Origin of the sequence: Burkholderia perseverans (assembly GCF_022870505.1) — a bacterium.
GTDB lineage: Bacteria > Pseudomonadota > Gammaproteobacteria > Burkholderiales > Burkholderiaceae > Burkholderia > Burkholderia plantarii.
The window spans coordinates 1,452,934-1,467,345 of sequence record NZ_CP045093.1 but is presented as its reverse complement, the minus strand read 5'-3'; the positions used below and the strand labels follow the sequence as shown (position 1 = coordinate 1,467,345).

The following is a 14,412-nucleotide window of genomic DNA, read 5'->3' as shown; positions in this document are numbered from 1 at the left end:
TCGTCTGTCATTTTTTTTCCAACCATTTCAACTATTTGGTTCCATGACAGCCGAATTGGTGCCAGCCTCGGAAACCGCGGCCGCAAACATTTGCGCGAGTCCCGAATTGACATTGCGCGCCGCCTTGCCGGCTGATCGGTCGTTTCTGCGCGAGGTATTCGCCAGCACGCGCCGTGAGGAATTCACGCGCGCCGGCCTTGGGGCCGAACAGGTCGAGGCACTGCTGCGGGACCAGTTCCAGCTTCAGCATCAGCACTATCACGAGCATTATCGGCAGGCGCATTTCGAGGTGGTCGAGTCCGGCGGCACGCCGGTCGGACGGCTTTATCACGCCTGGCGCCCGCCTCAGCTCGGCGACGAGGTGCGCGTGATCGACATCGCGCTGCTGCCCGCCTGGCGCGGCCGCGGCATCGGCACGCGGCTGCTGCATGCGCTGCTGGCCTCGGCCGCGGCCGAGGGCCTGCCGGTGAGCCTGAACGTGGAAGCCAATAATCCGGTGCAGCGTTTATATCAACGGCTCGGCTTCGTGAAAATCGGCAGCAGCGGCATCTACGACACGATGCGCCGCGCCGCCGCGCGATTCGATTTGCCGGCCACCCCGCTGGACCAGTTGCGTCGCGAGCCGCTGGTCGTGCCGGCAGCTTAAAAGCAGCCTATATAAGTCAAGCTCGTATACCCTGCCTTCAGAAAACCGGGACAGTGTCGTAAACACGGCCAGCAGCGGGATGGGGATACGGTTTTTGTTTAAGTCTTAATTAAATCCGGCATGGCAGGTGAATTCCGTGCCGCGGGTTTAAATATGAATCCGGGCGCGGCGCGTGGAATCCATTCCGCAGCCCGGCGATGAAATAACGAAGGATCGGCCGTTCGCGCGGGTAGAGGTGGGGCGCGGCGGACGGGCGTACAGACCAACGCCAAGGAAAATCAGACGTGTCAGTTCTACCTTCCCATGAAGAGTTGCAGGCGCTGGTCGGCCAGATGCTGATCATCGCGACGGCCGACGATGCCGCCGTGCCGCTGACCCAGACGCGTCTCTTGAGCGCGCCGGCAGGCCGCTCCGCCGACGACGAACACACCTGCTATCGCGCCAACTTCGAACTGCCGGAGAACCTGCGGCTGCCCCAGGACACCTATCGCTTCTGCGCGCCGGACGGCCGCGCGTGGCTGCTGTTCGCCGCGCCCGCGCGCCCGCTCGAAAGCGGCGCCGGCGTGCTCTGCGTCGTGATTCATCGCCGCCTCGACGACGCACCGGCCACCGCCGGCGCCTCGACGGGCGAATAACGACAAGCGGCCGCGTTTCGAGCCGCGTGACCGCTTTCCCCCACCTGACCTCTCTCAGGAGTCAACATGTCTGAACCGTACATTGGCGAAATCCGGACCGTCGCATTCGATTTCGCCCCTCCCGGCTGGGCATTCTGCCGTGGCCAGTTGATGTCGATCGCGCAGTACACCCCGCTGTTCGCGCTGCTCGGCACCAACTTCGGCGGCAACGGCGTCTCGACCTTCGGCCTGCCCGACCTGGCCGGCCGCTCGGCGATCGGCACCGGTACCGGCCCGGGCCTCGCGCCGGTCTCGATCGGCCAGAATTCGGGCGCCGAGACGATCACGCTGCTGCTCTCGCAGATGCCGGCGCACAACCACCAGGCCGTCGTGAGCGCCCCCGGTGCCGCCCACGCGTCGATCGCCGTGCCGGCGACCTCGAGCGTTGCCGGACCGGAGTCGGTGCCGACCACCGCCACGGTGCTTGGCCCGGGCGCATCGGGTGGCCACACGGCGACGATCTACAGCACGTCGGCCTCCACCACCACGCTCAAGCCGTTCGACGCGGCCGTGGCGTTCACCACCAACCCGACCGTCATGATCGGCGTGTCGGGCAGCAACATGCCCGTCAACATCCGTAATCCGTACCTCGGCCTGTCGTTCATCATCGCGCTGGAAGGCATCTTCCCGTCGCGCGGCTGACCGTTTCAAGGCTTCAATCATCACGCCGGGGGCCGGTACGGCCCCGGAGCCGCAAGCGCGGCATCGGGCAGGCAGCAGCAAGGAGAATATCGCCATGAAGATCGTCAAGCAGTGGTTCGCGCGCCAGAAGCAAAGCGCCAATCGGCCCGGCCCGCGCGTCGCGGCCTCTCCGCTGTTGCTCGCCCTCGAGCCGCGCGTCGTCTACGACGCATCGGTGGCCGCCGTGGCCGCCCAGCCGCACGCGCACGAACACGCGCACTCGGAAATCCATCGCACCGAGACGCATACCGACACGTCCACGGCCGCGACGTCGAACAACGCCGGCAACGCCCCGGTCGACAAGCCGGTGCGCAGCGCCTCGCGCGCGGCGAGCGACCCGACCTCGACGGCTGCGGCCGCGCAGAACCAGCAGCCGACGCAGGCAACGCAACAGGACACGCAGCATGCCACCGCGAACGACATAAGCGTCGCGATGCCGGCCACGCAGACCCAGGTCGTGTTCATCGACCCGAGCGTCGCGAACTACCAGGTCCTGATCGCGGGCCTGCCCGCCGGCACGCAGTACGTGGTGCTCGACGCGAACACGGACGGCCTTGCGCAGATCGCGCAGTACCTGCAGGCCCACCACGGCGTCGAATCGATCAGCCTGATCTCGCACGGCAGCGACGGCATGATCCAGGTCGGCTCGACCTGGCTCACCAACAACGACCTGTCCGCCTACACCACGCAGCTCGCGCAGATCGGCGCGGCGATGAACGCCGGCGGCGACTTCCTGATCTACGGCTGCGACGTGGCCCAGCAGGCCGACGGTCAGGCGCTGGTGCAGAAGATCGCCGGCATCACGCATCTGAACGTGGCGGCCTCCACCGATGCGACCGGCGCGACCGCGCTCGGCGGCAACTGGACGCTCGAATACCAGGTCGGCAACGTCCACACCGCGCTGAACGAATCGGCCAGCGCCCAGGCGCAGTTCAACGAACTGCTCGGCGTGACGACGGAGACCTACGACGACGCGGCCGCCAACAATTTCCAGGCGGTCGGCCAGTCGCAGTTCGTGCTCGACGGCATCGTCTACTCGATGGACCAGACCAACAACACGTTCGCCTACAACGCGTCGAACTGGCCGGCCCCGAGCGACATCTCCGTCTCGCCCACCGACGGCGTGCTGGAGATCAACGCCGACGGCGCCTCGACGCTGCGCAACGTCACGATCTCGCTCGCGAACGGCCACCTGTTCAGCCTGCAGAGCTTCGACCTCAGCTCGTTCAACGGCGACCTGTACATCCAGGCCAACTACGCGGACGGCTCGAAGAGCCAGCTGATCCAGCTCGCCACGGCCACCGTGGGCGGCTTCGAGGGCAGCGTGTCGAACACGAACCAGCTCGGCACCGCGTTCAACAACATCGTCTCGTTCTCGCTGATCGACCAGAACGACACCGGCAGCTTCGAGCCGACGCTCAACAACCTCGCCTACATCGACAACGGCCCGACCGTGACCACCAGCAGCGGCAGCGCGTCGTGGACCTCGGGCAACAACGGCGTGGGCGGTACCCCGGTGGCGGTCGACTCGGGCATCACGCTGACCGACCCCGGCTCGGCCTCGGCGGTCACCGCCACGGTGCGCATCACCAACGTGCAGACCGGCGACCTGCTGTCGTTCTCGGCGCAGAACGGCATCACCGGCAGCTACGACGCCACCACCGGCATCCTGCTGCTGACCGGCTCCGGTTCGCCGACCATCGCCCAATGGCAGACCGCGCTGCGGTCGATCTTGTTCTCCAGCGAAGCCACGCCGGGCCTGAACACCGCCACGCGCTCGGTGACCTTCTCGTTCAACGACGGCATCGAGTCGAGCAACATCGCGACGCGCACCATCACCATCACGGCCACCAACCAGACGCCGCAAGTGACCGAGGGCGGCGCGGCCAGCACCGGCTACATCGCCGGCACGGCCGCGGTCGCGGTCGACGCGAACCTGCACGTCAGCGACGCCGACACGCCGAAGCTGACCTCGGGCACCGTCTCGATCGCGAGCGGCTACAACGCCGGCGACACGCTCGCGTTCAACAACTCGAACGCGACGCTGTACGGCGACATCGTCGGCAGCTACGACCCGACCTCGCACCAGCTCACGCTGACCTCGGTGAGCAACAATGCCACCGCCGCGCAATGGCAGAACGCGTTCGAGGCCGTCACGTTCTCGAGCGCGACGGGCACGCCGGGCGGCACGCGCGACATCACGTTCGCGGTCAGCGACGGCAGCACTACCAGCGCGCTGCTGCACCACAGCATGGTGGTCACGCTCGGCCCGACGGTCAGCACCGACGTCGGCTCGGCGCAGTTCGTGAGCGGCGACAACGCCACCTCGACGCCGGTCGCGGTCGATGCGGGCGTCCTGCTCGCCGACGGCAACAGCTCGACGCTGGTCAGCGCGACCGTCTCGATCACCGGCAACTTCCAGATCAACCATGACGAACTGGTGTTCATCGGCAACCCGTCGACGATGGGCAACATCAGCGGCGTCTACGACAGCGGCACGGGCATCCTGACGCTGACCGCGGCCGGCGGCGCGTCGCTGCTGCAGTGGCAGAACGCGCTCGCCTCGATCAAGTTCACCAACGACCTGGTGGTGCCGTCCACCCTGACCCGCACGGTCAGCTACCAGATCAACGACGGCACGCTGACCAGCGCGGTAGCCACGCGCACCGTGGCCGTGACGGCCACCGACCAGACCCCGTTGCTCGGCGGCGGCGGCAACACCGCCGCGTTCGTGGCCGGCGACAACGCGGCCTCGACGGCGGTCGCGGTCAACAGCGCCATCGCCGTCACCGACCTGGACGGCGGCCCGCTGCAGCAGGCCGTGATCAGCATCACGGCCCACTACGAGGCAACCGACGTCCTCGCCTTCAACAACAACAACACCGCGCTGTACGGCAACATCTCGGCCACCTACGTGAACGGCGTGCTGACGCTGACCTCGTCGGGCAACCAGGCCACGCTCACGCAGTGGCAGAACGCGCTGCAGGCCGTGACCTACAACTCGACAGCCGTCACGCCCGGCAACGGCGCGCGTACCGTCACTTTCTCGGTCAGCGACGGCACCAAGACCAGCACGGCGATCACCTCCACCGTGACGGTGACCGACACCGACCAGACGCCGATCATCCACGGCTCGACGGGCAACGCAACGTTCACGCAGGGCGACAACGCCTCGTCCACGCCGATCGTGATCGATCCGGCCATCACGCTCTCGGACCTCGACAACACCACGCTGGCGCAGGCCCACGTCGTGATCTCGTCCGGCTACGACTCGAACGGCGACTTCCTGCTGTTCACCAATGACGGCTCGACGATGGGCAACATCGTGGGCTCGTATTCGAACGGCATACTGGTGCTGATCTCGCAGAACAGCACGGCCACGCTCGCGCAATGGCAGGCCGCGCTGCGCTCGCTCACGTTCACGGACGCCGCCTCGAGCCCGAGCACCACGCAGCGTGTCATCAGCATCACCGTCAGCGATGGCGTGGAATTTAGCGCCAGCTTCAACCGCACGGTCAACGTCCTGCTGACCGAGCAGTCGCCGATCGTCACCGACAGCGGCGGCACCGTCACCTTCACCTCGGCCGATAATGCGCCGTCCACGCCGATCGTGGTCGATGCCGGCGTGACGCTGACCGACACCGACTCGTCGACCATGGCGTCGGCCTCCATCGCGATCACCGGCAACTACCAGAACGGCGAGGACGTGCTCGCGCTCGGCGGCGGCTCGTTCGGCGACATCCAGGCAAACTTCGACGCCAGCACCGGCACGCTCACGCTGACCTCGGCCGGCGAGTCGACCATCGCGCAGTGGCAGGCCGCGCTGCGCTCGGTCACCTACACCGACACGGCCGCCGTGCCGCAGACCGCGAACCGCACCATCAGCTTCAGCGCCAATGACGGCTTCAAGTCCAGCATCGGCTCGAGCAAGGTCATCACGGTGAACGCGACCCACCAGACCCCGGTGCTCGGCGCCTCGGACAACAGCCTCACCTACCTGCCGGGCCAGGCCGCCACCTCGATCGACAGCGGCATCACGCTGACCGACCTGAACGTCAGCGGCTCGACGCTGGTGTCGATGACGATCACGGTGCAGTTCACGTCCGGGATGCAGATGGGCGACACGCTCGGCTTCAGCCTGCCGACGTCGACGCTGACCAACGGCATGAACATCAACTACGACAGCACCACCGGCACGCTGACGATCAGTTCGACCGGCGGCACCATTGCGCAATGGCAGACGGTGCTCGACAACCTGCAGTTCTCGGGCGCCGCCGACGCCCCGCTCGGCACGCGCACGCTCGCCATCGTCATCAACGACGGCGTGAAGGCCAGTTCCCCGATCAACTACAGCGTGGACGTGATCAGCTCGGCCCCGGCGCTGGACACCACCAGCACCGGCAGCGTGAGCTTCGTGGCCGGCGACAACGCCAGCTCGACGCCGGTGGCGGTCGACTCGAACCTGACGGTCGCGGACCCGCTCGGCAACGTGGTCGACAGCGCGGTGGTCGCGATCACCGGCAACCTGCACAGCGGCGAGGATCAGCTCTCGTTCATCAACGACGGCCTGACGATGGGCAACATCACCGGCAACTACAACCAGTTGACCGGCGTGCTCACGCTGAGCTCGAGCGACGGCTCGGCCACGCTCGCGCAGTGGCAGGCCGCGCTGCGCTCGGTCACCTACACCGACACGCTCGTCACGCCGAACAGCGCGACGCGCACCGTCGCCTTCTCGCTGAACGCCGGCGCGCAGTTCAGCAACGTGCTGACGCGCACCATCACCGTCACCGACACCGACCAGACGCCGCTGCTGTCCACCAGCAGCACCGGCAGCGCCGCGTTCGTGGCCGGCGACAACGCGCCGTCCACGCCGGTCGCGATCGACGCCAACATCGTGGTGGCCGACCTCGACACCCCCACGCTGAGCACGGCCACCGTGCAGATCGGCACCGGCTTCAACGCCGGCGAGGACGTGCTCGGCTTCATCAACGACGGCACGATGGGCAACATCACGGCCACCTACGACGCCGTCCACGGCACGCTGACGCTGAGCTCGGCCGATTCGAGCGCGACCCAGCTGCAATGGCAGAACGCGCTGCGCGCGGTCACCTACACCGACACGGCCGTCACGCCCGACAACACGCAGCGCTCGATCCAGTTCACCATCAGCGACGGCACCAAGTCGAGCACCGCGCTGACACGCACCGTCAGCGTGACCGACACCGACCAGACCCCGGTGATCTCGACCAACAGCACCGGTGACGCCGCGTTCGCGGCCGGCGACAACGTCGCCTCCACGCCGGTCGCGATCGACGACGGCATCACGCTGTCCGATCTCGACAACACCACGCTGGCCTCGGCCACCGTGCAGATCGGCGCCGGCTTCCATGCCGGCGAGGACGTGCTCACGTTCATCAACGACGGCACGATGGGCAACATCACGGGCATCTACAACCCCTCCATCGGCACGCTCACGCTGACCTCGCAGAACCACTCGGCCACGCTCGCGCAGTGGCAGGCCGCGCTGCGCTCGATCACCTATCTCGACACGGCGATCACGCCCGACACGACCACGCGCACCATCAATTTCGCCGTCAACGACAACGTGAAGACGAGCGCCGTCTACTCGCGCGACGTGACCGTGGCCGGCACCGACCAGACGCCGCTGATCTCGAGCAGCAGTACCGGCAGCGCCGCGTTCGTGGCCGCCGACAACGCGCCGTCCACGCCGGTGGCGATCGACGCCGGCATCACGCTGAGCGACGCCGACAACACCACGCTGGCCACGGCCGTCGTGCAGATCGGCACCGGCTTCCACGCCGGCGAGGACCTGCTCACGTTCACCAACGACGGCACGATGGGCAACATCACGGCCAGCTACGATGCCGCCACCGGCACGCTCAGGCTGACCTCGCAGGACGGCACGGCCACCGTCGCCCAATGGCAGGCCGCGCTGCGCGCCGTAACCTACGTCGACACGGCCGTCACGCCCGACACGGCCACCCGCACCGTCAGCTTCCTCGTCAACGACGGCACGAAGGACAGCGTGGCGTACACGCGCACCGTCACCGTGGCCGACACCGACCAGACCCCGATCACCAGCAGCACCAGCACCGGCCCGGCCGCGTTCGTGGCCGGCGACAACACGGTGTCCACGCCGGTCGCGATCGACAGCAACATCGTGCTCGGCGATCTCGACAACACCACGCTGGCCTCGGCCACCGTGCAGATCGGCGCCGGTTTCCAGATCGGCGAGGACGTGCTCGGCTTCATCAACGACGGCACGATGGGCAACATCACGGCCACCTACGACGCCGTGCACGGCACGCTCACGCTGACCTCGGCCGACGCGACGGCCACCATCGCGCAATGGCAGGCCGCGCTGCGCGCCGTCACCTACACCGACACCGCCATCACGCCCACCGCGGTGTCGCGCACCATCAGCTTCACCGTCAACGACGGCACCAAGACCAGCGCGCCGCTCACGCGCGACGTCAGCGTGGCCGACACCGACCAGACGCCGATCGTCGATTCCACGAGCGGCGGCCCGGCCGCGTTCGTGTCGGCCGACAACGGCCCGTCCACGCCGATCGCCGTCGATACGGGCATCGTGCTCAGCGATCTCGACAACAGCACGCTGGCCTCGGCCACCGTGCAGATCGGCGCCGGCTTCCATGCCGGCGAGGACGTGCTCGGCTTCATCAACGACGGCCTGACGATGGGCAACATCACGGCCAGCTACGACGCCACCACCGGCACGCTCACGCTGAACTCGTTCGGCGCCAGCGCCACGCTGCTGCAATGGCAGAACGCGCTGCACGCGGTCACCTACCTCGACACGGCCGTCTCGCCGAACCCGGCCACGCGCACCATCGGCTTCACCGTCAACGACAACCTGAAGACCAGCGCCGTCTACTCGCGCGACGTGACCGTCACGGTCACCGACCAGACGCCGCTGATCTCGACCGGCAGCACCGGCAGCGCCGCGTTCGTGGCCGGCGACAACGTCGCCTCCACGCCGGTGGCGGTCGATACCGGCATCGTGCTGTCGGACGCCGACAACACCACGTTCGCCTCGGCCACCGTGCAGATCGGCACCGGCTTCCATGCCGGCGAGGACGTGCTCGGCTTCATCAACGACGGCACGATGGGCAACATCACGGCCAGCTACGACGCCGCCGCCGGCACGCTGACGCTGAGCTCGGCCGATGCGACGGCCACCATCGCGCAATGGCAGGCCGCGCTGCGCTCGGTGACCTACACCGACACGGCCATCACGCCCGACACCGCCACCCGCACCATCGGCTTCAGCGTCAACGACGGCGTGAAGAACAGCACGACGATCACGCGCACCGTGACGGTGGCCGACACCGACCAGACGCCGGTGATCTCGACCGGCAGCAGCGGTGACGCCGCGTTCGTCTCGGGCGACAACGTCCCCTCGACGCCGATCGCGATCGACGCCGGCATCACGCTCGGCGATCTCGACAACGGCACGCTGGCCTCGGCCACCGTGCAGATCGGCGCGGGCTTCCACGCCGGCGAGGACGTGCTCGCGTTCACCAACGACGGCACGATGGGCAACATCGCGGCCAGCTACGACGCCGCCACCGGCGTGCTCACGCTGAGCTCGCTGGACGGCACGGCCACCGTCGCGCAGTGGCAGGCCGCGCTGCGCTCGATCACCTACCTCGACACGGCGATCACGCCCGACACGGCCACCCGCACCATCAACTTCAGCGTCAACGACGGCGTGAAGACGAGCGCCGTCTACACGCGCGACGTGAGCGTCACGGCCACCGACCAGACCCCGCTGATCTCGACCAGCAGCACCGGCGGCGTCGCGTTCGTGGCCGGCGACAACGTCGACTCCACGCCGGTCACGATCGATACCGGCATCACGCTGTCGGATGCCGACAACACCACGTTCGCCTCGGCCACCGTGCAGATCGGTGCGGGCTTCCACGCCGGCGAGGACGTGCTCGCGTTCACCAATGACGGCACGATGGGCAACATCACGGCCAGCTACGATGCCGCCACCGGCACGCTGACGCTGAGCTCGGCCGATGCGACGGCCACCATCGCGCAATGGCAGGCCGCGCTGCGCTCGGTGACCTACACCGACACGGCCGTCACGCCCGACACGGCCACCCGCACCATCGGCTTCAGCGTCAACGACGGCGTGAAGAACAGCACGGCGATCACGCGCGACGTGAGCGTGGCCGACACCGACCAGACGCCGGTGATCTCGACCGGCAGCACCGGCAACGCCGCATTCGTGGCCGGCGACAACGTCACCTCGACGCCGGTCGCGATCGACGCCGGCATCACGCTGTCCGACCGCGACAACGCCACGCTGGCCTCGGCCACCGTGCAGATCGGTGCGGGCTTCCACGCCGGCGAGGACGTGCTCGCGTTCGCCAACGACGGCACCATGGGCAACATCACGGCCAGCTACGACGCCACCACCGGCACGCTCACGCTGAGCTCGGCCGATGCGACGGCCACCATCGCGCAATGGCAGGCCGCGCTGCGCTCGGTGACCTATACCGACACGGCGATCACGCCCGACACCGCCAACCGCACCGTCAGCGTCAGCGTCAACGACGGCACCACCACCAGCGCCGTCTACTCGCGCGACGTGACCGTCACCGCCACCCACCAGACGCTCGTCGTCGGCGTGAGCGACACGGCCCCGCCGCTGACCTACACGGGCGACGGCAAGGCCACCACGGTGGCGCAGATCGGCGACGGCATCACGCTGACCGACCGCAACGGCACGCCGCCGACCCTGGCGACGGTGGCGATCGGCGCCGGTTTCGATCCGGCGCACGACCTGCTGGCCTTCAACGCCAGCGCCGCGACGGGCGACATCACGGCCAGCTACAACGCCGCCACCGGCACGCTCACGCTGAGCTCGGCAAGCGGCACGGCCACGCTCGCGCAATGGCAGGCGGCCATCACGGCCGTGACCTACCGCGACACGCAGATCCAGAACAAGTCCGGCTCGCGCACGCTGACCTTCACGCTCAGCGACGGCACCACCACCAGCCAGCCGCTCACGCGCACGCTGCATATCCAGGCCGGCCAGGACCAGGTCGGCACGCCGATCCTGCCGTGGCCGCAGCCGAACCGCCTGGAGCCGCCGGTGATCGCGCCGCCGCCGCTGTTCTCGGGCCGCGGCAACCCGCTGATCGTCACCGACGTCAACGGCCATAGCGACGGCATCTCGAACCCGGTGATCGTGCTCAACGAACTCGTGGCGCCGGACGGGCTCGGCGCGATCGCGCCGCGCACCACCTTCACGTTCGCGCCGCACGGCCATCGCGACGATTCGCTCGGCGACACCCATGTGAGCGCGCTCGATTCGATCGTGCCGCGCGGCGTGGAAGCCGCGCCGGCCGTCACGCACACGCTGCCGACGGCCGACGTGCATCCGCTGCAGCAGGCGGGCAGCCGCTTCGCTCTGCCGGTCGCGCCGCTGCTGCGCGCGCCGGCCGGCCAGGACGTTGCGCACGGCGAAGCCGGCAACGTGGCCGTGACGCTGGCCGGCGGCGCGCCGCTGCCCGCCTGGCTGCACTACGACGCGGCACGCGGGGTGCTGACCGGCACGCCGCCCGCCGGCGTGCATTCGGTACACGTCACGCTGCTGGTGCGCGACGCGGCCGGCAACGTCACGCGCCGCGACGTGGTGGTGCGCTTCGACGCACCGGCCGGCCAGCGCGCGAACGGCCACGGCCACGACGCGGCGAAGCCGTCGCCGCGCCCGGCCAACGGCCCCGCCGCGCCGCAGCCGCATGCCGCGCTGCCCGCCTCGAAGGCGTCGCTGGCCGCGCAGTTCGCCAGCGCGCACGCCGTCTTGCACGTGGCCCGCCATGACGCGGTGCCGTTCGAAGCCCTGCAGGCCACCACGGAGCGCCGCTCATGAATTCCGGTTTCCTTACCCAACTCGCCCAATCCAACAAGAGATCCGCCGAAGTGAAAACCCTGTCGCTCCGTGGACGCGCACCGCGTCCCGCCCTGCTCGCGGTCGCGCTCGCCGTCGTGTGGCTGTCCGGCTGCGCGGTCAAGCCCGCCCCGTTCTCCGACGCCGAACGTGCCGAAACGGCACGCACCGACCGCACGACGATGTTCGCGAACCAGCAGCCGGTGAGCGGGCCGATCACGCTCGACGAGGCGATGGCGCGCGCGATCCGCTACAACCTCGACCATCGCCTGAAGATGATGGAAGAGGCGCTCGCGCAGCGTCAGCTCGACCTGTCGAACTTCGACCTGCTGCCGAAGCTGACCGCCGCGGCCGGCTACACGAACCGCAACCACGAGCTCGCGTCGGCCTCCGAAGGCCTCTATACGCACGAGGAATCGTTGATTCCCTCGTACTCGACCGACAAGAACAGCCGCACCGCGGACCTGAACCTGTCCTGGAACATCCTCGACTTCGGCGTCAGCTATTTCGAGGCCAAGGAGCAGGCCGACCACGTGCTGGTGCTCGAGCAGCGCCGCCGCAAGGTCGTGCAGTTGATGATGCAGCAGGTGCGCGAGGCGTACTGGCAGGCGGAGGGCGCGCAGCGCCTGCATGACCGCATCGGGCCGCTGCTCGACCAGGCGAAGGGCGCGCTCGACGATTCGCGCGCGGCCCAGCAGCAGGGCCTGCGCTCGCCGGTGGAAACGCTCAACTACCAGCGCTCGCTGCTCGACCTGATGCGCCAGCTCGAAGCCGTGCGCGACCAGCTCGAGGAAGCCAAGCCGCGCCTCGCCTCGCTGATGAACCTCGAACCGGGCAAGGACTTCACGCTCGCCGCGAGCGACGACTTCCGCGTGCCGAACTTCGACATGGCGATGCCGCAGATGGAAGACATGGCGCTGCAGCGCCGCCCGGAACTGGTCGAGGCCAGCTACAACGAGCGCATCAGCGTCAACGAAACGCACAAGGCGATCGCCAAGCTGCTGCCCGGCATCGAGTTCAGCCTCGGCGCGCACTACGACAGCAACAGCTTCCTGGTCTACAACGCGTGGCGCTCGGCCGGCATCAGCGTGAGCTGGAACCTGCTGAACCTGCTCAACGAGCGCAACATCCGCGGCACGGCGAAGGCCCAGCTCGACGTGGCGAAGATGCAGCGCATGGCGCTCAGCATGGCCGTGCTCACGCAGGTCCACGTCGCGCGCAGCGAACTCGGCGCCAAGACGCGCCAGTTCGACCTGTTCAAGCAGCTGAACGACATCGACCAGCAGATCCTCGAACACACGCACAACGCCACCGTGGCCAACGCCCAGGGCAAGCTCGAGGAAATCCGCGTGGCCACCGCCGCGATGATGTCCGAACTGCGCCTGTACCAGAGCTACGGCGAACTCGAAAGCGCCTACGGCCAGATGCTGGCCACGCTCGGCCTCGATCCGGTGCCGGCCAAGCTGAACGGCAACGACATCGCCTCGCTGACGCGCTCGATCGGCGAGGAGCAGAAGCGCTGGGACGACATCGCCCAGCACGGCATCCAGGCCGCCGCCCTCGCGCAACCGGGTCCGACGATCGCCGCGGCAGCGGCATTGCCGGCGGGAGCCACGCAGAAATGACGCAGTTCATGAAATACCGGGCAGCGGCCGCAGTCGCGCTGCTCGTCGCAGCACAGGCCGCCTCGGCGGCCACGGCGGCGGCGCCCGCCGCGCCGCCCGCGCGGCCGGCTCCCGCCCCGGCGCCGGCCGCCGCCCCCGCGGCACCGGCCGCCGCGCCGGCGAGCCCGGACGGCAACGATTCGCGGATCCGCATCCAGCTGGTCTCGCGCGACCAGGTGGACGTGTCGAGCGAAATCTCGGCGAAGATCGCGTCGCTGCCGTTCCGCGACGGCGACACGTTCCGCGCCGGGCAGACCCTCGTCACGCTCGACTGCTCGCTGTTCACCGCCCAGCTGCGCAAGGCCCAGGCCGACGCCGAAGGCGCACGCGAGCTGCTCGACACGAACCGCAAGCTGCAGGCGCTGCATTCGATCGGCGAGCTGGAAGTGCAGCAGGCGCAGGCCAAGCAGAAGGCCAGCGCCGCCGACGTCGCCTACATGCAGACCACCGTCCACAAGTGCGCGATCTCGGCGCCGTTCGACGGCCGCGTCTCCAAGCGCAGCGCCTCGCCGCAGCAGTTCGCGGAACCCGGCAAGCCGCTCCTGACCATCATCGACACCAGTCATCTCGAACTGAAGATGATCGTGCCGTCGAAGTGGCTCGCCTGGCTCAAGCCCGGCCATCCGCTCAGCGTGCAGGTGGACGAGGTGGGCAAGACCTATCCGGCCAAGGTCGCGCGGATCGGCGCGCGCGTCGATCCGGTCACGCAGACCGTGGACGTGACCGCGGCGCTCAACGGCAGCGCGCCGGAACTGCTGCCGGGCATGAGCGGCTGGGCGACCTTCGCGCGGTGATGCA

6 protein-coding genes are annotated in these 14,412 nt (G+C 68.5%); all 6 read left to right on the top strand.

Going from position 1 to position 14,412, the window contains the following annotated elements; genetic code table 11:
* Window positions 1-106 precede the first annotated feature (106 nt).
* Window positions 107-646, top strand: a complete 540-nt coding sequence (locus BpN12_RS06135) for a GNAT family N-acetyltransferase (protein WP_246794393.1) — start codon at window positions 107-109, stop codon at window positions 644-646.
* A gap of 284 nt (window positions 647-930) precedes the next feature.
* Window positions 931-1,281, top strand: a complete 351-nt coding sequence (locus BpN12_RS06130; RefSeq protein ID WP_246794392.1) for a DUF6916 family protein — start codon at window positions 931-933, stop codon at window positions 1,279-1,281.
* A gap of 66 nt (window positions 1,282-1,347) precedes the next feature.
* Window positions 1,348-1,962, top strand: a complete 615-nt coding sequence (locus BpN12_RS06125) for a phage tail protein (protein WP_246794391.1) — start codon at window positions 1,348-1,350, stop codon at window positions 1,960-1,962.
* 94 nt (window positions 1,963-2,056) lie between these two features.
* Window positions 2,057-11,932: a DUF4347 domain-containing protein gene (locus BpN12_RS06120; RefSeq protein ID WP_246794390.1), complete on the top strand. Its 9,876-nt coding sequence runs from the start codon at window positions 2,057-2,059 to the stop codon at window positions 11,930-11,932.
* Window positions 11,929-13,575 (top strand): TolC family protein, encoded by a 1,647-nt coding sequence (locus tag BpN12_RS06115; protein WP_246794389.1) that lies wholly within the window; start codon window positions 11,929-11,931, stop codon window positions 13,573-13,575. The genes BpN12_RS06120 and BpN12_RS06115 overlap by 4 nt, the downstream gene beginning before the upstream one ends.
* Complete coding sequence (locus BpN12_RS06110) at window positions 13,572-14,408, top strand: efflux RND transporter periplasmic adaptor subunit (RefSeq protein ID WP_246794388.1); 837 nt, start codon at window positions 13,572-13,574, stop codon at window positions 14,406-14,408. The genes BpN12_RS06115 and BpN12_RS06110 overlap by 4 nt, the downstream gene beginning before the upstream one ends.
* Window positions 14,409-14,412 lie beyond the last annotated feature (4 nt).